The 25,643-nt window shown below is 70.5% G+C and carries 23 protein-coding genes and 2 tRNA genes; 17 read left to right on the top strand and 8 right to left on the bottom strand.

What is annotated here, in order from left to right; all coding sequences use genetic code 11:
- Positions 1 to 16: 16 nt before the first annotated feature.
- Both E4P38_RS01580 and E4P38_RS01575 read left to right on the top strand, forming a co-directional pair.
- Positions 17 to 682, top strand: coding sequence for a DsbA family protein (locus E4P38_RS01580; RefSeq protein ID WP_135129949.1), 666 nt, complete (start codon positions 17 to 19; stop codon positions 680 to 682).
- Positions 683 to 716: 34 nt separating this feature from the next.
- A complete protein-coding gene (locus E4P38_RS01575; RefSeq protein ID WP_135129948.1) occupies positions 717 to 1,472 on the top strand; it encodes an SDR family oxidoreductase in 756 nt (251 codons plus the stop codon).
- A gap of 1 nt (position 1,473) precedes the next feature.
- Here E4P38_RS01575 and E4P38_RS01570 read toward each other — a convergent pair whose 3' ends face one another.
- Positions 1,474 to 2,139 carry a DUF429 domain-containing protein gene (locus E4P38_RS01570; RefSeq protein WP_135129947.1) on the bottom strand — a complete coding sequence of 222 codons (666 nt, stop codon included), beginning with the start codon at positions 2,137 to 2,139 and terminating at the stop codon, positions 1,474 to 1,476.
- A 26-nt stretch (positions 2,140 to 2,165) separates the two neighbouring features.
- Between E4P38_RS01570 and E4P38_RS01565 the strand changes: the two genes are divergently transcribed.
- Positions 2,166 to 2,666 carry a ribose-5-phosphate isomerase gene (locus E4P38_RS01565; RefSeq protein ID WP_135129946.1) on the top strand — a complete coding sequence of 167 codons (501 nt, stop codon included), beginning with the start codon at positions 2,166 to 2,168 and terminating at the stop codon, positions 2,664 to 2,666.
- Here the strand turns inward: E4P38_RS01565 and E4P38_RS01560 are convergent.
- From E4P38_RS01560 to E4P38_RS01550, 3 genes are read right to left on the bottom strand one after another with little or no spacing between them, the layout of a single operon-like run.
- Positions 2,663 to 3,907: a GNAT family N-acetyltransferase gene (locus E4P38_RS01560; RefSeq protein ID WP_135129945.1), complete on the bottom strand. Its 1,245-nt coding sequence runs from the start codon at positions 3,905 to 3,907 to the stop codon at positions 2,663 to 2,665. The two genes, E4P38_RS01565 and E4P38_RS01560, sit on opposite strands and share 4 nt — an antisense overlap.
- Positions 3,908 to 3,950: 43 nt before the next feature.
- Positions 3,951 to 4,595, bottom strand: coding sequence for a response regulator transcription factor (locus E4P38_RS01555; RefSeq protein WP_135129944.1), 645 nt, complete (start codon positions 4,593 to 4,595; stop codon positions 3,951 to 3,953).
- Complete coding sequence (locus tag E4P38_RS01550; protein ID WP_135129943.1) at positions 4,586 to 5,896, bottom strand: sensor domain-containing protein; 1,311 nt, start codon at positions 5,894 to 5,896, stop codon at positions 4,586 to 4,588. Before E4P38_RS01550 ends, E4P38_RS01555 begins: the two co-directional genes overlap by 10 nt.
- Before the next feature lie 225 nt (positions 5,897 to 6,121).
- Here E4P38_RS01550 and E4P38_RS01545 point away from each other — a divergent pair, with 225 nt between their 5' ends.
- Positions 6,122 to 7,105, top strand: coding sequence for a sigma-70 family RNA polymerase sigma factor (locus tag E4P38_RS01545; RefSeq protein ID WP_135129942.1), 984 nt, complete (start codon positions 6,122 to 6,124; stop codon positions 7,103 to 7,105).
- 69 nt (positions 7,106 to 7,174) lie between these two features.
- Positions 7,175 to 7,555, top strand: coding sequence for a VOC family protein (locus E4P38_RS01540; protein ID WP_135129941.1), 381 nt, complete (start codon positions 7,175 to 7,177; stop codon positions 7,553 to 7,555).
- A 6-nt stretch (positions 7,556 to 7,561) separates the two neighbouring features.
- Here the strand turns inward: E4P38_RS01540 and E4P38_RS01535 are convergent, their stop codons facing one another.
- The gene (locus E4P38_RS01535) at positions 7,562 to 7,942 is read right to left on the bottom strand and encodes a holin (RefSeq protein ID WP_135129940.1); all 381 of its coding nucleotides are present in this window, start codon (positions 7,940 to 7,942) and stop codon (positions 7,562 to 7,564) included.
- A 262-nt stretch (positions 7,943 to 8,204) separates the two neighbouring features.
- Between E4P38_RS01535 and E4P38_RS01530 the strand changes: the two genes are divergently transcribed.
- The 6 genes from E4P38_RS01530 to E4P38_RS01500 all read left to right on the top strand — a co-directional run bounded on the left by E4P38_RS01530 (position 8,205) and on the right by E4P38_RS01500 (position 15,228).
- A complete protein-coding gene (locus tag E4P38_RS01530) occupies positions 8,205 to 9,419 on the top strand; it encodes a TerD family protein (RefSeq protein ID WP_167760394.1) in 1,215 nt (404 codons plus the stop codon).
- Positions 9,420 to 9,625: 206 nt separating this feature from the next.
- A complete protein-coding gene (locus E4P38_RS01525; RefSeq protein WP_167760393.1) occupies positions 9,626 to 13,597 on the top strand; it encodes a TerD family protein in 3,972 nt (1,323 codons plus the stop codon).
- Complete coding sequence (locus tag E4P38_RS22690; RefSeq protein WP_167760392.1) at positions 13,594 to 14,361, top strand: hypothetical protein; 768 nt, start codon at positions 13,594 to 13,596, stop codon at positions 14,359 to 14,361. The genes E4P38_RS01525 and E4P38_RS22690 overlap by 4 nt, the downstream gene beginning before the upstream one ends.
- Positions 14,354 to 14,719 carry a hypothetical protein gene (locus tag E4P38_RS01510; RefSeq protein ID WP_135129936.1) on the top strand — a complete coding sequence of 122 codons (366 nt, stop codon included), beginning with the start codon at positions 14,354 to 14,356 and terminating at the stop codon, positions 14,717 to 14,719. The genes E4P38_RS22690 and E4P38_RS01510 overlap by 8 nt, the downstream gene beginning before the upstream one ends.
- On the top strand, positions 14,716 to 14,934 hold the full coding sequence (locus E4P38_RS01505; protein WP_135129935.1) for a hypothetical protein: 219 nt from the start codon (positions 14,716 to 14,718) through the stop codon (positions 14,932 to 14,934). The genes E4P38_RS01510 and E4P38_RS01505 overlap by 4 nt, the downstream gene beginning before the upstream one ends.
- A 24-nt stretch (positions 14,935 to 14,958) precedes the next feature.
- Positions 14,959 to 15,228, top strand: coding sequence for a WXG100 family type VII secretion target (locus tag E4P38_RS01500; protein WP_135129934.1), 270 nt, complete (start codon positions 14,959 to 14,961; stop codon positions 15,226 to 15,228).
- A gap of 64 nt (positions 15,229 to 15,292) precedes the next feature.
- Here the strand turns inward: E4P38_RS01500 and E4P38_RS01495 are convergent.
- A tRNA-Gly gene (locus E4P38_RS01495) sits at positions 15,293 to 15,366 on the bottom strand.
- 106 nt (positions 15,367 to 15,472) lie between these two features.
- On the opposite strand from E4P38_RS01495, the gene E4P38_RS01490 reads away from it, so the two are divergent.
- The 6 genes from E4P38_RS01490 to E4P38_RS01465 all read left to right on the top strand — a co-directional run bounded on the left by E4P38_RS01490 (position 15,473) and on the right by E4P38_RS01465 (position 21,367).
- A tRNA-Pro gene (locus E4P38_RS01490) sits at positions 15,473 to 15,546 on the top strand.
- A gap of 127 nt (positions 15,547 to 15,673) precedes the next feature.
- Complete coding sequence (tig, locus tag E4P38_RS01485) at positions 15,674 to 17,122, top strand: trigger factor (protein ID WP_135129933.1); 1,449 nt, start codon at positions 15,674 to 15,676, stop codon at positions 17,120 to 17,122.
- A gap of 270 nt (positions 17,123 to 17,392) precedes the next feature.
- Positions 17,393 to 18,025, top strand: coding sequence for an ATP-dependent Clp protease proteolytic subunit (locus tag E4P38_RS01480; protein ID WP_280791038.1), 633 nt, complete (start codon positions 17,393 to 17,395; stop codon positions 18,023 to 18,025).
- 22 nt (positions 18,026 to 18,047) lie between these two features.
- On the top strand, positions 18,048 to 18,677 hold the full coding sequence (locus E4P38_RS01475) for an ATP-dependent Clp protease proteolytic subunit (protein ID WP_135129931.1): 630 nt from the start codon (positions 18,048 to 18,050) through the stop codon (positions 18,675 to 18,677).
- A 306-nt stretch (positions 18,678 to 18,983) separates the two neighbouring features.
- Positions 18,984 to 20,258: an ATP-dependent Clp protease ATP-binding subunit ClpX gene (gene clpX / locus E4P38_RS01470; RefSeq protein WP_135129930.1), complete on the top strand. Its 1,275-nt coding sequence runs from the start codon at positions 18,984 to 18,986 to the stop codon at positions 20,256 to 20,258.
- A 188-nt stretch (positions 20,259 to 20,446) separates the two neighbouring features.
- Entirely contained in the window at positions 20,447 to 21,367 is a 921-nt protein-coding gene (locus E4P38_RS01465; protein WP_135129929.1) for a DUF559 domain-containing protein, read from the top strand.
- Positions 21,368 to 21,437: 70 nt separating this feature from the next.
- Here the strand turns inward: E4P38_RS01465 and E4P38_RS01460 are convergent, their stop codons facing one another.
- Together E4P38_RS01460 and valS are read right to left on the bottom strand one after the other, a co-directional pair.
- Positions 21,438 to 22,958: an AMP-binding protein gene (locus tag E4P38_RS01460; protein WP_135129928.1), complete on the bottom strand. Its 1,521-nt coding sequence runs from the start codon at positions 22,956 to 22,958 to the stop codon at positions 21,438 to 21,440.
- Between the two features lie 97 nt (positions 22,959 to 23,055).
- Positions 23,056 to 25,641 carry a valine--tRNA ligase gene (gene valS, locus E4P38_RS01455; RefSeq protein ID WP_135129927.1) on the bottom strand — a complete coding sequence of 862 codons (2,586 nt, stop codon included), beginning with the start codon at positions 25,639 to 25,641 and terminating at the stop codon, positions 23,056 to 23,058.
- Between the last annotated feature and the right edge of the window lie 2 nt (positions 25,642 to 25,643).

The following is a 25,643-nucleotide window of genomic DNA, read 5'->3' as shown; positions in this document are numbered from 1 at the left end:
CCCGGAGGACGGTTACATGACCGAGGCAGTGCAGAGCGCCCCCACCAAGGCCCGCGTGGACTTCTGGTTCGACCCGCTGTGTCCCTGGGCGTGGCTGACCAGTCGCTGGGTCCTCGAGGCGGCCAAGGTGCGCGACCTCGACCTGCACTGGCACGTCATGTCCCTCGCCGTCCTCAACCGCGGGCGGGACCTGCCCGAGGACTACCAGGAGATGATGAAGCAGGCGATCGGACCCGTGCGGGTCGCCATCGCCGCGGCCCAGAAGCACGGCGACGAGGTCCTGGGCGACCTCTACACCGCGATGGGCACGCTGCGGCACCACGAGAAGCTGGAGCTCGAGGACCTGATCGTCCCGGCGCTCGAGCGCGTCGGTCTCCCGGCGGAGCTGGCCGAGGCGGCGACCTCGACCGAGTACGACGCGGACCTCGAGAAGAGCCACCACGAGGGCATGGACCCGGTCGGTGACGACGTCGGCACGCCGGTCATGCACATCGACGGGGTGGCGTTCTTCGGTCCGGTGATCAGCAAGGTGCCGACCGGCGAGGCGGCCGGCAAGGCGTTCGACGGCGCCGTCCTGCTCGCCAACCTGCCCGACTTCTGGGAGCTCAAGCGCACGCGGACGACCGGCCCGGACATGGACTCGGTGCCCGCCGACGTCCTGGAGCTGACCGGCCGCCGCTGAGGCCCCCGGGACGGGGGTGCGGCATGCTGTCGCGGTGCCGCACCCCGAACGTCTGCGCATCCTGATCTCCGGCGCCAGCTCCGGCCTGGGCGAGGGCATGGCCCGCCGGTTCGCCGCCATGGGCCGCGACCTCGCGCTCTGCGCCCGCCGGCTGGATCTGCTGGAGGCGCTCCGCAAGGAGCTGCTCGCCGCTCATCCGGGGATCCGGGTCGAGGTCGCCGAGCTCGACGTCGACGACCCCGACGCGGTGGCCCGGGTGATCCCCGAGCTGGCCGACCGGCTCGGCGGCCTGGACCGGGTGATCGTCAACGCCGGCATCGGCAAGGGCGCCTCGATCGGCACCGGCAAGGCGTGGGCCAACCGCGCGACGCTGGCCACCAACGTGCTCGGCTCGCACGCTCAGTGCGAGGCGGCGATGGAACTCTTCCGTGCCCAGGGCGCCGGACATCTGGTGCTGATCTCCTCGGTGGCGTCCATCCGCGGGATGCGCGGCACCCGTACGGCCTACGGCGCCAGCAAGGCCGCGCTGAACGCGCTCGCCGAGGGCATCCGCTCCGACGTCCTCGGCTCGCAGATCAAGATCTCGACGATCCTGCCGGGCTTCATCGAGACCGACATCAACGTCGGCCGCCGGGGTCCGCTGACCGTCGGGCTGGACAAGGGTGTGAAGGCGCTGGTCGAGGTCGTCGAGCGCGAGCCGGTGCGCGGCTACGTGCCCGAGTGGCCGTGGCGCCCGGTGGCCCGCCTGCTTCGCGTCCTCCCGCTCTCTGTGGTCCGCCGCCTCACCTGAGCTACCAGGAGATCCGCATCGGGCGGCCCCGCCGGTCGACTGCGCCGTCCCCGACGCTCTCGGCGACCCCGTCGGCCAGCCGCTGGGCCGACCAGGCTGCCGCGCAGGCGTCGAGCGCGTCGATGACCGGCACCTTCGGCGGTGCCGTGGCGAGGGCGTCGAGAACGTCCATCACCGGCGAGAGCGCCCGCACCCGCTGTGCCAGCCCCCGCGCGCTCGCCTTCCGGTCGGCGACGCGGGCGTCGATGCTGCGGAAGGCCAGTTCGGGGTGCACCTCGTGCACGGGGGTCGTCGCCTGCTCGGCCAGCGCGGTGTCGAGCGCCCGGATCGCCGGGACCAGGTTCCAGGCCTGGATCGACAGCGCCTTCCCTGACGCCTGGCGCGACACCTCGCACGCTTCTGCGTAGTCGTCGCAGTCGAGGACGGCGCGCACCGGGGCCGGGAACACCGAACTGCCGGCTCGACCGAGCCGCCGCCGAGCCAGGACGTCGCAGGCGCGGGAGCCGTCGTCCGAGAGGCCGATGGGCATGTCGATCCCGACGACGTCCACCTCCGGCACGGCGAGGACGGCGGCGACGTCGGGCAGCGCCAGGACGGTGACGGTGCTGCCGTCGAGGAGGGCCCCGACCCAGCCACCGCGCCAGCCGTCGACTCCCAGGACCGCCATCCCGGCAGCCTGTCAGACTTGCCGCCATGCGCGTCTTCGTCGGGACCGACCATGCCGGCCTGGAGTTCAAGGAGCACCTGAAGCAGGCGCTGACCGCCGCGGGGCACGAGCCGGTCGACTGCGGGGCGTTCGAGTACGACGCCCAGGACGACTACCCGCCGTTCTGCTTCGAGGTGGGGGAGCGGACCGTGGCCGAGCCCGGCACTCTCGGCGTCGTCATCGGGGGATCGGGCAACGGCGAGCAGATCGCGGCCAACAAGGTGCCCGGCGTCCGTGCGGCCCTGGTCTGGAACACCTCGACCGCGCAGCTCGCGCGCCAGCACAACGACGCGAACGTCGTGTCCATCGGTGCCCGCCAGCACTCCGACGAGGAGGCCACCGCACTCGTCCTCGAGTTCCTGCAGACCCCGTTCAGCGAGGACGAGCGCCACGTCCGCCGGATCGGCCTGATCAGCGACTACGAGCGCGACCGGCACCGCCCGGCCGGCGGGCTCCCGACGCGAACCCCGCCCCGAGCCTCCAGCTAGAACTCCTCCGGGCACCACGGGGTGACCGGCCAGAAGAACGCCGTCGACGCGAGCGTGACCGCGCCCGGGCTGATCTCGGTGACCCGCCCGGCCGCCTGGAGGGTGGCCAGGGAGACCCCGCCCAGATAGGCGGCCGAGAGCTCCTCGATGCCGAGCACCAGATCGGGGTCGCGGTCGGTGCGGTCGCAGAATGCGCCGGCGGGATGCCCCCAGACGTGCCAGCGCCCGGCGTTCCACGGGCAGAACTCGTCGCGCACCTCGAAGACCAGATTGATGTTCGTCGGGTACCGCCGTGCGGACAGTGCGGGCCCGACGTCGACCAGCCGGACCCACATCCCGTCGGCCGGCCGGAGATTCAGGGCGCGCGGATCGGTGACCAGCTGGCGGAGCGGGTCGTCGGCCGAGGCCATCGGCACCTGCAGCGTGCGCACCAGGTCGACCGACAGCAGCACCTTCCACAGCGACGCGTAGGCCGGTGCGGTGCTGGCCCGCGCCTCCTCCACGATCAGCGTGCCGTCGGGCTCGCCGCCGTCGGTCCAGCCGCCCTTCATCCGGAAGGTGGCGTACCCGGTGACGGTCCCGTCGGCCTCGGTGTGCAGCAGGAAGCGGCGCTCGGTGGCGCCTTCGCGGTCGTCGGGCTCGTCGCGGAGCAGCCGGGTCCACCAGCGCTCGTCGCGCGCCAGGTTGCCCGGCACGAACCGGCGCACCGCGTCGTACACGGCCGCCGCCGCCGGCCGGTAGGTCTCCAGCGGGACGACGTCGACGCGCCCGGCGCCCAGGTCGATGTCCGGTCGCAGCCGCAGGCGTTCGCTCCGGCCGGTCATCCCGCCCTTGACGGTGGCCGGCGCGTACCCGAAGCGTCCGTAGATCGAGGACTCCGACGCCCAGAGCGCAGCCACGGGCTCCCGTCCCTGCTCGTGGATCTCGGTCAGCTGCCGCCGCATCATCGAGGTCAGCACGCCGCGTCGGCGGTGGGTGGGCGCCACGGTCACCCAGGTGATGCCGGCGCACGGCACGACGGCGCCGGGGACGGTCAGCTGGCGGCTGTAGATGCCGGCCGTGGCGACGACCTGGTCGCGGTCCCACAGGCCCAGCGACCGGTCCATCTCGGCGACCGGTGGGGGAATGTCGGTGTAGGGGCCGGTGGGGGTCTCCCCGAACGCCCCGACCATGGTCTTCAGGAAGACGGGCCACTCCTCGGGGGTCGCGGGGCGGAGCTGCAGGGCGGGATCGTCGGCCACGGACAGATGTCTACCGGGCACCGCCGACGCCCGGCCACCGAGTTCAGCCGCGCAGGTAGGCCAGGGTCGCCATCACGCGGCGGTGCTGGTCGTCGTCCTGGGAGAGACCGAGCTTCGCGAAGATGTGCTGGGTGTGCTTCTCCACCGCGCCTGGCGTGACGACCAGGCTCCGCGCGATCGCCGTGTTCGAGTGGCCCTCCGCGATCAGGCCCAGCACCTCCCGCTCGCGCGGGGTCAGCCGGCGGACCGGGTCGTCGGCGCGGCGCCGGGCGAACAACTGGGCGACCACCTGCGGGTCGAGCACCGTGCCCCCGCCGACGACGTCCTCCAGTGCGGCGAGGAACGAGTCGACGTCGGCCACCCGGTCCTTGAGCAGGTAGCCGACGCCGCCCGCGCCGTCGGCGAGCAGCTCGTCGGCGTAGGCGACCTCGACGTACTGCGAGAGCACCAGCACCGCGGTCCCCGGGACGGCGAGCCGCGCCTCGACCGCCGCCCGCAGCCCCTCGTCGGTGTGCGTCGGCGGCATCCGGACGTCGACGACCGCGACGTCCGGGCGGTGCTCGCGCACCGCCCGGACCAGGGAAGGGCCGTCCGCGACCGCGGCGACCACCTCGGTACCGGCCTCCTCGAGCAGGCGGACCAGGCCCTCCCGGAGAAGGACGGAGTCCTCGGCCAGGATCACCCGCACGGCAGCTCCGCCGTGAGCCGGGTGGGGCCGCCGCGCGGGCTGTCGACGGTCAGTCCGCCGTCCACCGCGAGCAGCCGGTCGGTGAGCCCGGACAGGCCGTGCCCGGGAGCGACCACCGCACCGCCGATGCCGTCGTCCTCGACGACGACGCGCACCCGGTCGCCGCTGCACCGGACCTCGACCCGGCAGGTCGTCGCGTCGCTGTGCTTGGCCACATTGGCCAATGCCTCGCTGACGACGAAGTAGGCGGTGTTCTCGGTGACCGGCGCCAGCCGCTCGGCGGGGAGGTCGACGGCCAGGTCGACCGGGACCGGCGAGCGGGCGGCGATGGCGGCGAGGGCGGCGGCGAGGCCGCGGTCGGCCAGGACCGGGGGCGCGATGCCACGGGACAGAGCCCGGAGGTCCTCGAGCGTCTCCCGCGCCAGGCCGGCGGCCTCGCCGAGCGCCGCCCGGGCGGCGCCAGGGTCGCGCTCCATCTGCCGCTGGGCCCGGGCGAGGTCCATGTTCAGCCGGACCAGCTGCTGCTGGGGGCCGTCGTGGATGTCGCGCTCCAGCCTGCGCAGCGCCACCGCCTCGGCGGCGACGGCGGCATTGCGGCCCTCGGTGAGCCGGCCGAGCTCGGCCTGGGTGGCGGCGCGCGAGGTCAGCAGCACCCGCCCCAGCGAGGCCTGCAGCACGGCGACTCCTCGGACGACAAACGGCAGCAGGACGGCGAAGACGAGGCCGATGACGGTGTAGACGAGGATCCGGCGTCCCGCGGTGCTCTCGAGGCCGACCAGCTCGAGGAGGTCCTGGTTGTCGGCGGTCCGGGACGCATCTGGGAGCGCCCAGTCCCACGCCCCGTACGTGATGCCGCCCAGGGCGACCGACCAGAAGGTCACGGTGAGGACGAAGGAGAAGATCGCCACCGGGAAGCGGACGATCGCGTGCAGCGCGTCGAGCCACGGCTGGGGATCGCGCAGCGGCGTGGTCAGCCGCCGGACGGGGCGACCCTCCGCGCGGAGGTAGGCCGGCTCCGGCAGCGGGCGGCGGAGGACGGCGGGCAGCCAGGTGCGCTCGAGCGTGGCGAGTGCCCGCGCGGCGAGGAGGGCGGCCGCGAGCACTGCGACACCCACCCACACGACGAGCAGCCCCACGCCGAGGCTGAGGCCGGTGACGAGGACGACGAAGGCGGCGATGGCGACGGGGAAGCTCACGAGGACGTAGCCGGTGTCGACGCCGAGCTGGCGGAACCAGCCGCGCGAGCGGGCGATCGGGGTGGGCGAGGCCACGGTGGGGAGCACGAGGGTGTCTGCGGTCATGCCGTCGAGCCTGGTTCCGGGCGGCGTCCGGACCCATCCCGCTGGCTGGTCGATCGGGGGTCGGGCCCGCCCGACTGTCGGCTGCTGGTCATCTCGGTCGCCGATGCTCCCGCACTGCCCCGGCCCCGTGTCCAGTCCCGGCCCCGACCGGGCGATCAGGGCTCCCGAACTGTCGTCGTCCTGTGGTCTGCTGGACGGACACAACGACACGAGGAGTGGTCACAGGTGACCAGCGTCGCCATCGGACCGACCGACCAGCTCGACCCACGCCTGCTCGAGCACCGCCGCGAGCTCACCGGGTACTGCTACCGGATGCTCGGGTCGTCCTTCGACGCCGAGGACGCGGTGCAGGAGACGCTGGTGCGTGCCTGGCGCGGTCTGGGCGACTTCGAGGGCCGGTCGGCGCTGCGGTCGTGGCTGTACCGGATCGCGACCAACGTGTGCCTGGACCAGTTGTCGGGCCGGCAGCGCCGGGCGCTGCCGATGGACCTGTCCGGATCGCCGTGGCAGCCCGTCGAGCACTCCCTGGCCCAGCGTCGCCCGGGGACGGCGTGGGTGGAGCCGGTGCTCGACCGGCAGGTGATCCCGGACGACGCCGACCCCGCCGAGCGGGCGGTGGCGAAGGAGTCGATCCGGCTGGCGTTCGTCGCGGCGCTGCAGCACCTGCCGCCGCGCCAGCGCGCCGTCCTGATCCTGCGCGAGGTGCTGCGCTGGAAGGCCGACGAGGTGGCCCAGCTCCTCGACAGCACGGTCGCCTCGGTCAACAGCGCGCTGCAGCGGGCCCGGGCGACGCTCGCCGCCGCTGGTGGTGCGCCCGCACCCCGGCCCCTGGACGCCGACGACCGGGAGCTTCTCGCTCGCTACGTCGACGCCTTCGAGCGCTACGACATCGACGCCTTCGTCCGCCTCCTTCACGACGACGCCACCCAGCACATGCCGCCCTACGAGATGTGGCTGCGCGGGGCCGAGGACATCGGCACCTGGATGCTCGGCCCGGGGGAGGGCTGCCGGGGTTCGGTGCTGGTTCCGCTCGAGGCCAACGGAACGCCGGCATTCGCGCAGTACCGCCCGCGCGAGGGTGGTGGACGGGAGCCGTGGGCTCTGCACGTGCTGGAGGTGGAGGACGGGCGGATCGCCCACATCTCGAGCTTCCTGGACCTCGACAGCGGCCTGTTCCTGCTCCTGGGCCTGCCGGCCGTCCTCGACTGAGCCGCCGTCCGCCGATGAGTTCGGGGCACCCGCGCGGTCACCACCAGGACCGATCGAGAGGGGATCTCCGTGCTCACCGACAGCCCGGCATTCAGTGGTTTCTCCGTGGACGACCTGGACCGTGCCCGCAATTTTTACGAGCAGACGCTGGGGCTCCAGGTCTCCGCTGTGCCCGAGATGGGCGGCCTTCTCCGGCTGAAGCTCGGCGGCGGCACGGACGTCCTCGTCTACGCGAAGGACGACCACGTGCCGGCGACGTTCACGGTGCTGAACTTCCCGGTCGCCGACGTCGAGAAGGCGGTCGACGAGTTGATCGGCCGCGGCATCACGTTCCAGCAGTACGAGAACCCGCCGACCGACGAGAAGGGCATCATGCGGGCCGGCGGGCCGTTGATCGCCTGGTTCACCGACCCGGCGGGCAACGTCTTCTCGGTGATCCAGCAGGACTGAGCGCGCTCAGTACCCGGTCCGCACGGCAGTCGGTTCCGGAGGGGCCTGCTCCGGAACGGTCGGCTGCGGAACGGCCGGGGCCTCGTCGGTCGTGGTCCGCTGAACCGGGATCGCCGGCGCCGGCGCGGCTGGGGCTTCGCCCTTCAGCCGCTCCTCGCCGATGAAGGAGGGCCCGTCGCCCTTGCCGAGGGTGCCACCGGCGACCGCGAACAGGATGGTGACCAGCGAGGCCATCCCTGCGACCGAGAGCTTCTCGAACCACGAGGTGTCGAGAAGCCCGGTGCCTGCGGCGGTCAGGAGCGAGGCGAGCGACGCGGCGAACGAGCGGATCGCCCGTTCCAGCGTTGCGATCAGGAATGCGCGTGAGAACAGGCTCTGGACGGACATGACGGCCGGCTTCCCCCAGGCGGATGTGTCGGAGAAACGATCCCGCTCGCCGTTCTCGGGATACAGCCGGTCGAACCTGTATCTCCTCGGGGAGGCAGCACTCCGGGTGTCGGTGCCGGGCTGTTCCTGAGTGCTCACGCGGCGTCCGGCGCCGAGAGGGTCTCCGCCAGCCCGAAGCCGTCTCGACACCGCCCAGGCGGATCAGGCGGGCCGACCCCTTCGCATGGACTCGGCTGTAGTCGGGGCGATCCCCTACTTGGTCGTGGTGCAGGCGCCTGACATCATCTGCCCACTGAGCGGAGGCCATCGTCTGGCGGGGGCACGGGTGGGCGCTGTACGGCTGAGCAAAGGGCAGAACACGACTCTGTCGAGCGCCGACCTGGCCTTCTTCCTCATGACCACACCCGCGGGTGGCATCGACACGTCCGCGCTCGTCCTGGGGCAGAACGGAAAGATCCGGCAGGAGTCGGACTTCGTCTTCTACAACCAGCCCGCTCATCCATCCGGCTCCGTTCGGCATCTCGGGGCCGATGCCGTCACTGGGGTCGACGGTATCCAGGTCACGTGCGGTGGACTCGATGCCGGAGTGGACCGCGTCCTGATCACGGTGTCCGTGGATACGGGCTCGATCCGTGGCTATTCACACGCGAAGCTGCTCGTCCGTGATCTCGTGACCGGCGCCGACGCCTACGAGGTCGACGTGGCCGGCGAGGGCGACGAGTCGGCGCTCGTCCTGGCCGAGCTCTATCGGCGGAACGGGGCGTGGAAGCTGCGCGCGGTGAGCCAGGGCTACGACTCGGGACTCGCCGGCTTGGCGACCGACTACGGGATCGAGATCGCCGAATCGACCACGGCCCCTCCGTCGGCACCATCGTCGGACACGCAGCAGGACGGGGTGCCGACGCCGATCCAGGCGCCGACAGATCCGGCGCCGCCGGTGCCGGACCCCGAAGAGGTCGCGCTCGTCCGGAATCTGATGCTGCAGTACGGGCAGGCGTGTCAAGCCATCGGGCAGCACGTCGACGAGGCCGCGCAGGTGGCGCACGTCGTCCTCCAGGCGCGACAGATGGCGGAAGTCCGCCCCCAGCACGAGATCTCCATCGCCCACTTCGCGAAACTCGCCACGGAGAAGGAGCGAGATTTCTCCGCCCTGTACGAGGCCTTTGAGGGTGCCCGCAGGCGTGCGCGCGCCATCGGCAGTCAGATATATGCGGCAGCGTCGACCGTCAAGGTGCCCTTCGATCCTGAGATGGTCGCGCTGATCGTGCTCGACGAGGCGGGGACCTACGGCTTCGCGCAGGTGGGCTCCCATGTCATGAGGACCGAATTCGCCCCGAGTCCACAATCCTTTCTCGACGGATTCCGCCGCGCTCAACAGTCGATAGAAGACGACGACTCGACGATCCTGAGCGCGGCATTCCCCGGGTACGTGGTGGCAGAAGCGCAACCGGCCTCGTCGTCGCACGGCGTCCTGTAGACGCCCACCGTGACTGCCCTGTTGCGCCGCCTCGGACGGGCGAACGCTTTGCTGACCGGGGATCCGGCAGAGCCAGACATCGACGGTCACCCCCGTCCCGGTGGATCGAGGACGCCGTCGGACCGTTCGTGGCTCACCCCAGTGTCTGGTGTGGCCACTGGTCCGCGGGCGGGTAGGTGCCGGTGTTGGTCGGCGGAGGGCGGCGCGTGAGCACGGTCAGACTCAGCAAGGGGCAGAACACCGGTCTCACCGCGCTTGGGCTGGCCTTTCGGCTGGTGACCTCCCCGCGTGGCGGCGTCGACACGTCGGCTCTCGTTCTCGGGACGTCCGGCAAGACCCGCTCCGATTCCGACTTCGTCTTCTACAACCAGCCGCAGCACCCGTCGGGCTCCGTCCGACTCGTGCCCGACGGCGGCGGGGCCGATGCCGTCGAGTTGACCTTCGCCGGTCTGGACGCCGGTGTCGAGAAGGTCCTCGTCGCGGCCTCGGTCGACTCCGGTTCCATCCGGCGATACGACCAGTTCAGCTTGGTCATCCGCGACCTGGCGACCGGGGACGACGCGTACGAGATCGACGTCGTCGGCGAGGGGAACGAGACGGCGATCGTGCTCGCCGAGGTGTACCGCCGCAACGGCGGCTGGAAGTTGCGCGCAGTCAGTCAGGGCTACGACTCAGGTCTCAGCGGCCTCGCTACGGACTACGGCATCACCGTCGACGACCCGGTCCCCTCGGAGGAGTCGCCGTCCGCGGCACCGACACCGTCCGAGACCCAGGCGCCACCGAAGCCGGCCGCGCCGCCACCGGCAACCGTCGCCACGGGATCCCCCGGAGCCGGAGCGAGCGTCTCCTACGCGCACCGGACCCGATCGACCGCAGGCAAGCTGCAGCAGCCGTCCGACCGGGCGCCCGCTGGGCTGCCTGCGACAGCACGCCCACCAGCACGTCCGGCATCGCCGCCGTCGAGGCGCACGGGAGGCAGGACCGCTGACGCGAAGCCCGCGCTCGTGACGGCCAGTGCCACGTGGGACGCCGTTCGTACCGCGGCGCTCACGGACGTCCAGGTGCTCGCCGACATGATCGCTGCCGCTGCGCGCGGCTTCCAGTCCGCCCTGCCCAGCATCTCGGACGAGGTGCGGGAACTGGATGCCTGGCACCAGAACCTGCGGTCCGCGTGGATCAGCCGCTTTCCCAAGAACCCGCCGCCGGCGGACAGAGGAAACGAGCCGTACTCGCTGACCGCGCCCCCTACGTCGCCGGCTGCGTGGATCTCGCGCGCCCGCGCGGTGATCGACGAGCTGGACGCGCACACGGTGAAACTCACGTCGGACGGACGGCGCAACTACCGGTTCTCCATGGCCAGGCAGTACACGGAACTGGTCCAGGAGCTGCCCAGCGTGACGATGAGCTTGCGCCAGGCCGCCTGGGACACGATGAACGATCGCGGCTCCGGGCGCGGGAGCGCCGCAGCCAACGAGGCCGTCCAGCGGTGGGCGGACATCGCGCTCCCGCCCGCACCGATCGGTCCCTTCACCGCGCCAATCGCAGAGGGCGGCAACTTCACCCGCGGTCTGGGGCCGACCAAGATCACGGTGGGCTTCGCCCGGGCGCAGAGGCTGACCTTCTCCACGGAACGCCCCGCTACCCCCAACGGCCGCCGGCACCATTCGGTCGACCTGCCCAGCCGTCCGCGGATCCCGATCGTCCTCGACCTCGACGAGACCGGTGGCTTCGTGACGGCGATGCCCCAGGTCGCGGAAGCCACCGCGCTGTCGCTCCTGAGCGCGCTGCCGCCTGGACAGGTGAAGCTCGACGTCTTCGACCCCGACCGGCTCGGCGAGTCCGCCAAGTTCCTGTACGGCCTCGGTGACGCCGCCGAGAAGGTGATCGGCCAGAAGGTGCGCACGACCTCCGCGGAACTGGCGCAGTTGCTCGTCGAGATCGAGGAGCACATCACCTTCGTCACGCAGAAGTACCTGCAAGGGTCGTACGACTCGCTGACCGCCTACAACCTGGCATCCGGTGATGTGTCAGAGCCCTACCGGCTCCTCGTCCTCTACGACTACCCGAGCGGATTCAGCCGGGACAACGAGTACGACAAGGAACAGTTCGACCGCTTCCAGAAGATCCTCTCGACGGGCCGTCGGTGCGGAGTCTTCTGCGTGATCGTCCATTCCGGAGTCGCCAGCGACTACGCGAACCGCGTCTCCCAGGAGGTCCCCTGGCTGAGTCGGACCGACTTCAACCCCCAGCTGGTTCTGCGAAGTCTGGGGGCAGATCCACGCGCGGAGCTGGCGTTGCGCGGTACCTCCGGCGTCTTCGCCGACATGGCGGCGCACTGGTCGTTCGAGGCGGCACCGGCACCGGCACCGGAGGTGGCCAGCAGCCTGATCGCGCACATCGAGCGGGGCTTGCGGCTGGCGTCCGACGTCCGGGTGGACCCCGATCGCGTCTCTGAGCTCGCGACCTCGTCCATGAACCGGGACGTGGCACGCGGAACCCGCCAACGGGAGCCGATCGCTGCGGCGTACGACCCGTCGACGTGGTGGCAGGGCTCTAGCCACGACGAGATCACCGCCATCGTGGGCCGGCTGGGTGCCGCCGACACCGCTCGGATTCGTCTCGATTCGCAGACCGCGTCGAGCGTGCTGATCGGTGGCCGGCCCGGCTCCGGGAAGTCCATCCTGCTCCACGCCCTGATCATGAGCCTGACCCAGCAGTACGGGCCCGACGAGCTGTCCTTGTATCTCGTGGACTTCAAGGAGGGCGTCGAGTTCAAGCAGTACGCCACGTACCACCTGCCACAGGCCAAGGTGGTCGCCATCGAGTCGGAGCGCGAGTTCGGCGTCTCCGTCCTGGAGAGCCTGGCCGATGAGATCGTCCGCCGCGGCCAGCTCTTCCGGGAGGCGGGCAGCGGCGAGGAGACGAACATCGGCCACTTCCGGCGCCGCACCGGGAGGTCGCTGCCGCGCGTCGTCCTCGTCATCGACGAGTTCCAGGTGATGTTCGATCGCGATGACAGGCTTGGTGGCCGCGCCGCCGAACTGCTCGAGCGGGTGCTGCGCACTGGGCGTGCGTTCGGCGTCCACGTGATCCTGGCGTCGCAGACGATCGCCGGGATGCCTGCCCTCGGTCGCCATCTGCCGAACCTGATCCCCACCCGGGTGGTGCTGCAGTCGGCCGACGCGGACTCTCGACTACTCCTCAGCGAGGACAACGCCGACGCGAAGCTGCTCCAGCGGCCAGGGGAGGCCATCTTGAACACCAAGGGCGGCCTGAAGGACGCGAACCAGCGTTTCCAGTCCACGTACTGGGATCCCGAAGATCGAGCATGGGTCCTGGACCACCTGCGCGAACAGGCTGACCGGCTGGGCCATCGCAGTTTTCCCGTGGTGTTCGAGGGGCAGCGCGGCGCGGACGTCGCCGAGGTCGACCCCGAGACGTTCACCGTTCCGCCGTCCGACAAGCGCGTCAGTGTGCCGCTGGGCACGCCGATGACGCTGGCCGGGCCCGTCCGCGCGGATCTGAGGCGGGAGCCGGGGGCGAATCTCTTGGTCATCACCGAGGGACCCGGCGCGTTGCTCGTCAGCGTCGGCGTCCTCGGAAGAGCTGGCACGCACGTCGAGGTCCTGGACTTCGGCGGCGCGGAAGAAGACGACGGTGCGGCGCTGGAGGCGCTGTCCAATGTCCCGACCACGATGGTCTCGCGCCGGCGGGACGCCAAGGCGCGCTTGGCCGGCGTGGCCGAGATCGTCGAGGCACGGCTACAGGCGCACGACTACACCGCAGTCCCTGTCGTCGTCGCCATCCACGGCATGCACCGGGCACGGGAGTTCGACGCCAACGTCGACTACGACGACCAGTCCGAGTCCGGGCTGCTGAAGAAGATCGTCCGGGACGGCCCCGAGGTGGGAGTGCACGTCATTGCGTGGATCGACAAGAAGGCCTCGGTCGATCGCCGGATGTCCTACGACGTGCTCCGCGAGTTCTCGCTCCGTCTCTGCGGGCCGATGAGCCGCGAGGACTCGCTCGCGTTGATCGACACCGACGACGCGGCAACGCTGCACCCCGGTCAGGCGGTCTTCGATGACCATGACCAGGGCAAGCGGCACCGCCTGCGCGTGTTCTCGAGTCCTCAGCCTGCGTGGGCCGCCGAGCTGCTCGGACAGGGACGGCGATGAGTGGCGCTGCCAGGGTCGATCCTGCTGTCATCGAGGAGGTCGCCCGAGCCCTCGTCCGCTACGGGGTCGCCGAGGAGGCGGTCCTGGCGCAGGCCGAGAGCGCCCTTCGGGCAGCGCGCGGACACGTCACGTCGGAGCAGCGACGACGCCGCGGGGAACTGGACGCCGCCGAGGGCGCTCTCCGGTCCTGCCAGGCCAAGGAGAACGCTGACTGTTCCCAGCTCCACGCCGCTGTTCGGCGGGCCAGGACGCGCCTCGATGCGGCTCAGCAGGCGATGCGCCAGATCGAGGCCGCAGCGACGCGGTACCAGGTGGTGAAGTCCAAGCACACCGCGGTCGTCCACAGCCTCGTGCAGAACGGTCGCAGCCATCTCGACCGCAAGGGCAGGGAGCTCTCCGCATACGCCGACGGCGGAAGCGGGGGTTCCGGCGGCGGCGGTTCGGGTGGGTCTGGTTCGGCTGGCTCGAGCGGCGGCGGAGGCGGGGGCGGCGGGAGCCGCCAGCGCGAGGTCGCGGGAATGATCGCCAAGACAGCCGGGAAGGAGATCGCGAAGGCGCTGGCCCTGCCCTTGCTCATGCAGGGCGTCGGGCAGATCAACCCCAACCTGGACGCGCCGGGTGTCGACGACTTGATCGCGCAGGGCATCAAGATGGTCCGATCGCCCGGCTTCGGTCAGGTGATGGCCGGCCAGGTGGGCAGTGCTCTGCGCTTCGACCAGATGGGTGCGACCGTTGCCCACGTTCGTAAGCATCTCCGTGGCTAGCAGTCTCCCCGCACGGGTCGACGAGGCCGTGACGACGATGCGCCGCGGCTCAGATCATGAGGTCCTGCGGGCACTGCTGGGCCTCGCGGCCGAACCGCCGACAGCGGTTCTGGAATTCCTCGTCGACCGGCTCGTGGAACACGAGCCGTCGAGTGGTGGAACCGGCACCCCTGCGGGCTCGCGGTTGCCCGATGACGGCACCATCGCCCGTGTGTACGAGCTGGTCATCCAGGCGGACGCCCGAGGGCTCATGGAGCTCGGCGGAGGAACCTACGACGGCATGGTGGCCCTGCTCGTCGCCACCCTGGCTGCCCTGGACGATGACGCGTCCGCCGGCCGGATGGGACAACCGTCATGACCAGCATGTCCGCAGCGGTGGCTGCTCACGACCGTGCCTCGAACGACCGACGGCAGACACAGGCCCGGATGGGTCAGGCATGGCGAGATGCCGCCGCACGTGTCGTCGAGTCGCGCTACCTCGAGCCGCTCGACGCGCAAGATCGGGCCTTCGCCCACGCACTGGTGGACCTCGGCGAGCAGATCGACAGAGCCACCCGGCTGCTGGAGAACTAGGACACAACGGAGGACGAGAAGACCATGCCCGGTGGCGGAGCGAACACGGACCCAGCCGACCTGCGTCGACTGGCGAGCGAGATCCAGCGAGCGCAGAACGACATCTCGTCGTCGATCAAACGGGTCAAGTCGGCGCTGAACTCAGCGCGCTGGGACGACCCGGCCCGCCGCAAGTTCGAGAGCCAACTCGCCGAGATGGAATCGGCGATCAGTCGGTTCACCAATTCGGCGCAGGAGTCGAGTCGCTTCCTCACGACCAAAGCAGGTCAGCTCGAGACGTTCTTGCGCACCTGAGCCATGCGGGGCGCGTCGATCGCCAGGGGAGTGTCTTGAGCGCCATCGGAACTGCGGTCATGCGTGGAGCGGGTGACCGGGATCGAACCGGCATGGCCAGCTTGGAAGGCTGGGGCTCTACCATTGAGCTACACCCGCGAGGTGCCCGGACAGCGTAACGGGCGCCTGCATCTGCTCCTACGCAGCCGCCCTTCCTGGCCTCTGGCGCGGTCCGTCGCGCGGCGCACCTAGACTCGGTCCGCCACGGGGTGTGGCGCAGCTTGGTAGCGCACCTGCTTTGGGAGCAGGGGGCCGCAGGTTCAAATCCTGTCACCCCGACCGTGGGGCTTCGGCGGCGCAACCCGCCACCCGACCGTTCCACGCCGTCTCTAGACTCGTGGGCAATTCCGCGTCGTCCACGCCTGTCGGCGCTCGTCCGTCCGCAAATCCAAGGAGCACAGCCGCTGTGAAGAGCACCATCGAGGAACTGGGCCCCACGCGGGTCCGGATGGCGATCGAGGTGCCCTGGGGGGACCTGGACCACGCCTTCGGTGAGGTCTACAAGGAGCTGGGCAAGCAGGTGCGCGTGCCCGGCTTCCGTCCCGGCAAGGTGCCCAACCGCGTGCTCGACCAGCGCATCGGCCGGCCCGTCGTCCTCGAGCAGGTCGTCCAGCACGCGATCCCGGAGGTCTACTCCGAGGTCGTCCGCGAGAACCAGGTGCGCGTTCTCGGACAGCCCGAGATCGAGGTGACGCGGCTCGACGACAACGACACCCTGGCCTTCACCGCCGAGGTCGACGTCGCCCCGCAGCTGGAGCTGCCGTCGCTGGAGAACCTCGCCGTCACCGTCGACGACGTCGAGGTCACCGACGAGGAGATCGACCAGCAGGTCTCGGTCATGCGGGAGCGCTTCGGCATGCTCACGGGCGTCGAGCGCGCGGCCGAGGACGGCGACTTCGTGTCCATCGACCTCGAGGCCACGCTGAACGGCGAGGTGCTCGAGGACGGGTCGACCACCGGCATGTCCTACGAGGTCGGCTCCGGCAACCTGATGGAGGGCCTCGACGACGCCGTCCGCGGGCTGTCCGCCGACGAGAGCAAGACCTTCCAGACCGCGCTGCTCTCGGGCCCCAACTCCGGTGAGTCCGCCGACGTCACCGTCACGGTCCGCTCGGTGAAGACCAAGGACCTCCCCGAGCTGGACGACGAGTTCGCCCAGACCGCCAGCGAGTTCGACACCCTGGCCGAGCTGCGCGACGACGTCCGCACCCGGCTGGCCCGCACCAAGACCCTGGGTCAGGGGGCGCAGGCCCGCGACAAGCTGGTCGAGCACCTGATCGAGGCCGTCGAGGTTCCGGTCCCGGAGAACCTGGTCGAGCGCGAGATCGAATGGCGCAACCGCGCCTTCGAGCAGGAGCTCCAGCAGGCCGGCATGGACTGGGACGCGTTCCTGTCGATCTCGGGTGTGGAGAGCCGCGAGGTCTACGAAGCCGACCAGCGCAAGACGGTCGAGGAGGCGGTCCGCACCCAGTTCATCCTCGACGCGATCGCCGACGCCCGTGAGGTCACCGTCGACAACGACGACCTGTCGGCGCAGATCATGGCGCAGGCCCAGCGCAGCCGGATGAGCCCGGAGCAGTACGCGCAGCAGCTCCAGCAGGGCGGCAACATCCAGGAGTTCGTCGCCGACGTCCGCCGCACCAAGACCCTGGCCCAGCTGCTCGAGGAGACGACGATCACCGACGCGTCGGGCAACGTCGTCGACCTGGAGGCCCTGCGTCCCCGGACGATCCAGGCCCCCACGGCCGACGACGACGACGACGAGGACGCCGACGACGAGGTGGCCGAGGAAGCCGCCGCGGTCGAGGCCACCGAGGGCGCGACCGAGAACACCGAGGACGCCGGGAAGGCATAACAGCCCGGCACCGCTCGTCCGACGGCGCCGTCCCACCCGACACGGGTGGGGCGGCGCCGTCGCCTTTTCGGCAGATGGCGCTGCGCCGTCGGCGAACACCGGCCCGACGGGGACTGTGACGTCGGGGGTCCGCGTTAGGGTCGACAGGACTCAGGCGATCGCCGGGGGGTACCGCCTCCCGGAGGGCCGTTCTGGCCTGCACGACCGATCCACCGCCCACCGAGACCGACTGAACAGAACAGTCCTACGGAGGTCACCGCACCCGTGAGCATTACCCACCCGAACTCGGCGAGCGCACCGATGATGCGCGGCGCCAGCGGAATGATGAACCTCGGAGACTCCGTCTACGAGCGGTTGCTGCGCGAGCGCATCATCTTCCTGGGCAGCCAGGTCGACGACGTGATCGCCAACCAGCTGGCCGCCCAGATGCTGCTGCTGTCCGCCGAGGACCCCAAGCAGGACATCCACCTCTACATCAACTCACCCGGTGGCTCGGTCACCGCGGGCATGGCGATCTACGACACCATGCAGTTCATCGACTGCGACGTCGCCACCTACGGCATGGGGCTGGCCGCCTCGATGGGCCAGTTCCTGCTCACGGCCGGCGCCAGCGGCAAGCGCTACGCCCTGCCTCACGCCCGGATCCTGATGCACCAGCCGTCGGCAGGGGTCGGTGGCACCGCGTCCGACATCGCCATCCAGGCCGAGCTGTTCCGCAGCACCAAGCAGCAGCTCAACGAGCTGCAGGCACTGCACACGGGTCAGACCCCGGAGCAGATCGAGAAGGACTCCGACCGCGACCGCTGGTTCACCGCGCAGGAGGCCCTCGAGTACGGCTTCGTCGACCACGTGGTGAGCAGGGCCGCCATGACCGACGCCGCCAACCCGGTCGCGGACAACTGACGGTTCGGAGGAACTGACCCACATGAGCTTCCAGATGCCTTCCAGCCGCTACATCCTGCCCTCCTTCGTGGAGCGCACGAGCTACGGCATGAAGGAGTCCAACCCCTACAACAAGCTCTTCGAGGAGCGCATCATCTTCCTCGGGGTGCAGATCGACGACGCCTCGGCGAACGACGTCATGGCCCAGCTGCTCACGCTGGAGTCCACCGACCCCGACCGCGACATCACGATCTACATCAACTCGCCTGGTGGCTCGTTCACGTCGCTCATGGCCATCTACGACACGATGATGTTCATCCGCCCGGACATCCAGACCGTCTGCATGGGCCAGGCCGCCTCGGCTGCCGCCGTCCTGCTCGCGGCCGGTACGCCCGGCAAGCGGCTCGCGCTGCCCTACTCGCGGGTGCTCATCCACCAGCCGTCGGGTGAGTCCGGTGGCCAGGTCTCCGACCTGGAGATCCACGCCGCCGAGATCCAGCGGGTGCGCAGCCAGATGGAGGAGATCCTGGCCCGGCACACGGGCCAGACCGTGGCTCAGGTCCGAATCGACATCGAGCGGGACAAGATCCTCACGGCTCAGGAGTGCAAGGCCTACGGCATCGTCGACGAGGTCATCCAGAGCCGGAAGCTCAACGCCCTTCCCGCGGTCTGACACGCGTCGGGCCGAGACCGCGCGTGTCGCGGGCTCGGCCCGTACCGTCGTCGAATCACAAGTTTTCGAAGGCGTTGGGCACCGGCGGGACAGAAGTGGACGGGCCGGGTGAACCGGGTGAGTCATTGCCCGGGGACGTCGGCAACGCGGGTTACGGTCTGCGAGCACGTGATCCCCGGCCAGACTCGCCGGGAGGACAGCCTCGCGGATCAGGCCGAAACATGAGGCCGAGCAGGGGCAGAGCAGCAAGAATCAGCACGCAGGCTCCTGGTACCAGGACCGCGAATCACAGGTGGAGGTCAGCAGGTGGCACGAATCGGTGAGAGCGGTGACCTGCTCAAGTGCTCGTTCTGCGGGAAGAGCCAGAAGCAGGTCAAGAAGCTCATCGCGGGCCCCGGGGTCTACATCTGCGACGAGTGCATCGACCTCTGCAACGAGATCATCGAGGAAGAGCTCTCCGAGTCCTCTGATCTGAAGTTCGACGAGCTGCCGAAGCCGAAGGAGATCCACGACTTCCTCGAGCAGTACGTCATCGGCCAGGACAAGGCCAAGCGGACCCTCTCGGTGGCCGTCTACAACCACTACAAGCGCATCCAGGCCGGCGGTGAGCGCGCCGGCCGCGACGAGGGCGTGGAGCTCGCCAAGTCCAACATCCTGCTGATGGGCCCGACCGGCTGCGGCAAGACGCACCTGGCGCAGACCCTGGCGCGGATGCTGAACGTGCCGTTCGCGATCGCCGACGCCACCGCCCTCACCGAGGCCGGCTATGTCGGTGAGGACGTCGAGAACATCCTCCTCAAGCTCATCCAGGCCGCCGACTACGACGTCAAGCGCGCCGAGACCGGGATCATCTACATCGACGAGGTCGACAAGATCGCCCGCAAGAGCGAGAACCCGTCGATCACCCGCGACGTCTCCGGTGAGGGCGTGCAGCAGGCGCTGCTGAAGATCCTCGAGGGGACGACGGCGTCGGTTCCTCCGCAGGGCGGTCGCAAGCACCCGCACCAGGAATTCATCCAGATCGACACGACGAACGTGCTGTTCATCGTGGGTGGCGCGTTCGCCGGTCTGGAGAAGGTCATCGAGGCGCGCACCAGCAAGCAGGGGATGGGCTTCGGTGCTGAGATCCGCGGCAAGGCCGAGATCGACGAGGCGAACTCCTTCGCCGAGGTCATGCCCGAGGACCTGCTGAAGTTCGGCATGATCCCCGAGTTCATCGGCCGTCTCCCGGTGATCACCAGCGTGCAGAAGCTCGACCGTGAGGCGCTGATCAACATCCTCACAGAGCCGAAGAACGCCCTGGTGCGCCAGTACCGCAAGCTGTTCGAGCTCGACGGGGTCGACCTGGAGTTCACCGACGACGCCCTCGTGGCGATCGCCGACCAGGCCATCCTCCGTGGCACCGGTGCCCGCGGGCTCCGCGCGATCATGGAGGAGGTGCTCCAGTCGGTCATGTATGACATCCCCAGCCGTGAGGACGTCGCCTCCGTCGTCATCACCAAGGAGGTCGTCCTGGAGCACGTGAACCCGACGATCGTCCCGCGCAAGCCCACCCGCGAGCGCCGCGAGAAGTCCGCCTGACCTAGTCGCACCGACGAGCCCGTCCCCGTTCGCGGGGGCGGGCTCGTTCGCGTTGTAGGCGGCGAGCGTGTGCGCTGACGCCCGGTTTCGCCGGCCACAACTGGGCGTCGGCGCACACAGTCCACCGAGGCCGTCCACAGATTCCGTCCAGGTCGTCGCTGGGCGCCGCCGCGCTGCAGCCTCGGCAGGTGTCGCTCGACGTGGATGCCCTGATCGGACCCGACGGTTGGATCACCTGGGAAGCGCTGCTCGCCCGAATCGACCGGAAAACGGTCTCTGACTGGGTCGCAGCCGGTCGATTGCTCCGGGTGCAGCCCGGTGTGTACACGGTTCCGTCGGCCGCACTGGACCGGCGAGTGCGGTTGGAGGCGATAGCCGGGGCGACGGGTGGACTGATCAGTCATCGCTCCGCCCTCGCGCTGTGGGAGCTCGTGCCCTGGGTGGACGGACCGGTCCACGTGACCGTGGATTTCGCGCGCAGCGGCCGGGGATCGGCGGGGGTGCTCCTCCACCGCTCCAGGGACCTGACTGACGTGGCGCGCCGGGTCGACGGACTGCCGGTGACCAGCGTCGAGCGCGCGGTCGTGGATGCCTGGGGGGTGCCCGGCGGAGCGGGCAGGGACGAGCTGCGGGCGGCAGCGATCAGCGGCGTCCGCCGGCGCTTGTGCGGACCGCGCGACATCCTCCGTGAGGTGGGCCGCCGACCGTGCCTTCCCGGCCGGGCAGAGCTCTCGAGCCTCGTCGGCCTCTTGTCCGACGGCTGTCAGAGCGAGCTGGAGATCTGGGGATGTCTGCAGGTCCTGCGAGCGCCGGCGATGCCGCCTTTCGTGCAGCAGCGCCGGGTGACGGTCGCCGGAGAGGTGTTCGTGCTCGACGCCGCGTACGACGACGTCCTCCTCGCGGTGGAGATGGACGGAGCGGCATGGCATGGCTCCCGGGAGCAGCGGGAGCGGGACATCCGCCGCGATGCGCTGCTCGCGACCATCGGCTGGCAGACGCTCAGGTTCGGCTGGACTCGGATGAGGTCGGCCCCGGACGCGTGCCGGCGGGACATCCTCGCGGCGTACCTCGCGCGGCAGCGACTCATGACCCCGGAGCGTGTGCGCTGACGCCCGGTTCCCGTGGCCGAAACCGGGCGTCAGCGCACACGCTTGGCGTCAACCACCGATGCGGGTCAGGTCAGGCGGGGGCGCCGTAGAGCTCGCGCACCCGGCGGCGCAGCATCTTGCCGTTGGGCAAGCGGGGGAGGGCGCCCACCACGTCGATCCGCTTCGGGCACTTGAAGCCGGCCAAATGGGTGCGGCAGTGCTCCGCGAGCTCGGCGAGCAGCGCATCGCCGCCGGACGTGCCCGGGATCAGCTCGACGACCGCCCGCACCTGCTCGCCGAGGTCGGCGTCGGGCACCCCGATCACCGCGACGTCGGCCACGGCCGGGTGCTGGGACAGGACGTTCTCGATCTCCTGCGGGTACACGTTCACGCCACCGGACAGGATCAGGTCGACCCGCCGGTCGGACAGGTAGAGGAAGCCGTTCTCGTCCAGGTGGCCGACGTCGCCCAGGGTGCTCCAGCCGGCGTCGTTGAACGCCGCGGCGGTCTTCTCCGCGTCCTTGTGGTACTGGAACGTGCCGGCGTCCTCGAACCAGATCGTGCCCACCTCGCCGACCGGCAGCTCCTGACCGCCGTCGTCGAGGATGTGCACGACGCCCCGCATCGCGCGCCCCACCGAGCCCGGGTGGGCGAGCCAGGTCGCGGAGTCGATCGCGAAGTAGCCGCTGCCCTCGCTGCCCGCGTAGTACTCCCACACGATGGGCCCGAACCAGTCGATCGCGGCCCGCTTGACCTCGACCGGGCACGGCGCCGCGGCGTGCACGACCGCCTGCAGGCTCGAGAGGTCGTAGCGGGCCCGCACCTCATCCGGCAGCCGCAGCATCCGGATCAGCATCGTGGGCACGACCTGCAGATGGGTGACCCGGTGGCGCTCGATCAGGGCGAGCGTCTGCTCGGGGTCGAAGCGCTCCATGACGACGGACGTGCCGCCGATCTGCTGGGTGGTCATGGCCCAGCCCAGCGGCGCCGCGTGGTACATCGGCCCGGGGGACAGCTGCACCGATTCGGGGCCCAGGCCGTACAGCCCGCGCATGAGTGCGTCGATCGGCCCGGGCGTTCCGAACGGCACGCGGGCGGGCTCACGCAGGATCCCCTTGGGGACGCCGGTCGTGCCCGACGAGTAGAACATCGCGAAGCCGGCCCAGTTGTCGCCGGCGGGCTCGTCGGACATCCCGGCCGCCAGGGCGTCGGCGTCCACCATCCCGTCGACCGGCCCGCCCACCGAGAGCACGGCCTCCAGATCCGGCGCGCCCGCGGCGATCGCGGACCCGAGGTCGGCCAGCGTCGACGAGACCAGCAGCAGGCGGGCGTCGCAGTTGTCGACGACGTAGGAGGCTTCCTCGCGGGTGAGGTGCCAGTTGAGCGGGGTGTAGTACAGACCCATCAGGTGCGCCGCCCACGCCACCGGGAACAGCTCGGCGCGGTTCTCGAACAGCAGGGCGACGTGCTCGCCGAACTCGAGGCCCCGGGCCTCGAGCACCCGTCGGTACCGGGCGGTGGCGTGCTCGAGTTCGCCGAACGTCGTCGTCGCGCCCGAGCCGCCCATCACCAGGGCCACCTTGTCGCGTGGCGCCACGTCCCCGAGCTGCATGAACGGCCTCCGCGTCCGCGGGCGCCTCGTCGGGCCCGGCGTGGCCGGAACCTAACAGCCGCCGTACCGCGTCCGGTATGGCGGTCCGGATGTCACGTCACGCGTCGGCGAGCGGCGCCAGGACCACGTTCACGACCAGCGGCCCGTCGCCAGCCACGACCGACAGGGTGGCGATGCGCCCGGAGTCGATCAGGTCCGACCGGACAGCCTCGACCAGGGCCACCTGCTCGGCCGGGGCGATGATCGTCGCGGTCTCGACGTCGGCCCGCATCGACTGCTTGGCGTCGGACTTGGCCTTGCGCACCCCGGCCAGCGCCTCGGCGGCCGCCGTCACCACGGCCGGGTTCCCGCCGGCGGGCAGCTCGGCGGCCGTGGGCCAGAGCGCACGGTGCACCGACCCCTCCTGCCACCAGGACCAGACCTCCTCGGTGACGAACGGCAGCACCGGCGCGAACAGCCGCAGCTGGACCGAGAGCGCCAGCGCGAGCGTCGCCTGAGCGGACTCCGCGGCGACGTCGGACCGGTAGGCCCGCGACTTCACCAGCTCCACGTAGTCGTCGCAGAACGACCAGAAGAAGGACTCCGCGGTTTCGAGAGCCCGCGTGTAGTTGTAGGCGTCCATGGCGGCGGTGGCGTCGTCCACCACGCCGGCGAGCGTGGCCAGCAGAGCCCGGTCGATCGGCTCGGTGACCTGGTCGGCGGACAGACCGGCCGAGGCGCCGAGGCCCAGGACGAACTTCCCGACGTTGAGGATCTTGATCGCCAGCCGGCGGCCGACCTTCATCTGCGTCTCGTCGAACGGCGAGTCCGCACCCGGGCGCGCACCGGCGGCCCGCCACCGGACGGCGTCGGTGCCGTACCGCTCCAGGACGTCGATCGGCGTCGTCGCGTTGCCCTTCGACTTCGACATCTTCTTGCGGTCGGGGTCGACGACGAAGCCGGAGATCGTGGCGTGCGACCACGGCACGGTGCCGAACTCGAAGTGCGACCGGACGACGGTGCTGAACAGCCAGGTGCGGATGATGTCGTGCGCCTGCGGCCGCTGGTCCATCGGGAAGACGTGGGCGAACAGCTCGGGGTCGGTGTCCCAGCCCGACGCCACCTGCGGCGACAGGGACGACGTCGCCCAGGTGTCCATGACGTCGGGGTCGGCCATGAACCCGCCCGGCTTGCCCCGCTGGTCCGCGGTGAGGCCCTCCGGGACGTCGGACGACGGATCGACCGGCAGCGACGCCTCGGGCGCGAGGATCGGGTCGGTGTAGTCCGGCTCGCCCTCCGTGTCGAGGCGGTACCAGACCGGGAACGGCACCCCGAAGAAGCGCTGGCGGCTGATCAGCCAGTCGCCGTTGAGGCCTTCGACCCAGTTCTCGTAGCGGTGCCGCATGTGCTCGGGCACCCACTGGATCTCCCGGCCACGCGCGATCAGGGCATCCCGCAGGTCGGCGTCCCGACCGCCGTTGCGGATGTACCACTGCCGCGTCGTGACGATCTCCAGCGGGCGCTCGCCCTTCTCGAAGAACTTGACCGGGTGCGTGATCGGCCGTGGCTCGCCGTCCAGGTTCCCGGACTCGCGCAGCAGCTCGACGATGCGGGCCTGCGCGCTGAACATGGTCTTCCCGGCCAGCTCGGTGTAGGGCTGCGCCGGGACGTCGGCCGGGGGGTCGGCCAGGATCCGGCCGTCCCAGCCGACGATCGGGCGGGTCGGCAGCTGGAGCTCCCGCCACCAGGTGACGTCGTTCAGGTCGCCGAACGTGCAGATCATCGCGATACCCGAGCCCTTGTCGGGCTCGGCGAGGCGGTGCGCGACGACCGGGACCTCGACGTCGAACAGCGGCGTCCGGACCGTCTTCCCGAACAGCGGCTGGTAGCGCTCGTCGTCGGGGTGGGCGACCAGCGCGACGCAGGCGGGGATCAGCTCGGGCCTGGTCGTCTCGATGAAGACGGGGCCGGCCGGGCCCGCGAAGGAGATCCGGTGGTAGGCGCCGGGGCGCTCGCGGTCCTCGAGCTCGGCCTGGGCGACCGCCGTCCGGAAGGTGACGTCCCAGAGGGTCGGCGCCTCCTGGGCGTAGGCCTCGCCGCGGGCCAGGTTGTGCAGGAACATCCGCTGCGCGGTGGCGCGGGAGGACTCGGAGATCGTCCGGTAGACGTCGGACCAGTCCACCGACAGGCCGACCCGGCGCCAGAGCTTCTCGAACTCGGCCTCGTCCTCCTCGGTGAGCTGCATGCACAGCTCGACGAAGTTGCGCCGCGAGACCGGGACCTGGTCCTTGCCCGGCTTCTCCGGCGGGGTGAACGAGGGCTCGTAGTGCAGGGACGGGTCGCACCGGACGCCGTAGTAGTTCTGCACCCGGCGCTCGGTGGGCAGGCCGTTGTCGTCCCAGCCCATCGGGTAGTAGACGTGCCGGCCGCGCATCCGCTGGTAGCGGGCGATGAAGTCGGTGTGGGTGTAGCTGAAGACGTGCCCCACGTGCAGCGACCCGCTCGCGGTCGGCGGCGGGGTGTCGATCGAGTAGGTCTGCTCGCGTGGCGCCCGCAGCGCGGCGTCCCGGTCGAAGGCGTAGGTGTCCTCGGCCGCCCAGCGGGCGACCCACTTGTCCTCCAGCCCGTCCAGCGACGGCTTCTCGGGTACGCCGACGGTCGCTCCCGGCGCAGCAGGATCCGGGGTGCGGGTGTCGGTGACCATGT

Source organism: Blastococcus sp. CT_GayMR16, assembly GCF_004570875.1.
Taxonomy (GTDB): Bacteria; Actinomycetota; Actinomycetes; order Mycobacteriales; family Geodermatophilaceae; genus Blastococcus_B.
Note: the sequence above shows the minus strand (reverse complement) of the source record. Positions and strands in the feature narration are given on the sequence as shown.

Bases quoted from the DNA above. Each gene is read 5' to 3' on its own strand.
- E4P38_RS01570 (WP_135129947.1), bottom strand. From the start codon at position 2,139: ATGGCGGTCCTGGGAGTCGACGGCTGGCGCGGTGGCTGGGTCGGGGCC.
- E4P38_RS01550 (WP_135129943.1), bottom strand. From the start codon at position 5,896: ATGACCGCAGACACCCTCGTGCTCCCCACCGTGGCCTCGCCCACCCCG.
- E4P38_RS01535 (WP_135129940.1), bottom strand. From the start codon at position 7,942: ATGTCCGTCCAGAGCCTGTTCTCACGCGCATTCCTGATCGCAACGCTG.
- E4P38_RS22690 (WP_167760392.1), top strand. From the start codon at position 13,594: ATGAGTGGCGCTGCCAGGGTCGATCCTGCTGTCATCGAGGAGGTCGCC.
- E4P38_RS01500 (WP_135129934.1), top strand. From the start codon at position 14,959: ATGCCCGGTGGCGGAGCGAACACGGACCCAGCCGACCTGCGTCGACTG.
- E4P38_RS01580 (WP_135129949.1), top strand. From the start codon at position 17: ATGACCGAGGCAGTGCAGAGCGCCCCCACCAAGGCCCGCGTGGACTTC.
- E4P38_RS01505 (WP_135129935.1), top strand. From the start codon at position 14,716: ATGACCAGCATGTCCGCAGCGGTGGCTGCTCACGACCGTGCCTCGAAC.
- E4P38_RS01460 (WP_135129928.1), bottom strand. From the start codon at position 22,958: ATGCAGCTCGGGGACGTGGCGCCACGCGACAAGGTGGCCCTGGTGATG.
- E4P38_RS01565 (WP_135129946.1), top strand. From the start codon at position 2,166: ATGCGCGTCTTCGTCGGGACCGACCATGCCGGCCTGGAGTTCAAGGAG.
- E4P38_RS01475 (WP_135129931.1), top strand. From the start codon at position 18,048: ATGAGCTTCCAGATGCCTTCCAGCCGCTACATCCTGCCCTCCTTCGTG.
- valS (WP_135129927.1), bottom strand. From the start codon at position 25,641: ATGGTCACCGACACCCGCACCCCGGATCCTGCTGCGCCGGGAGCGACC.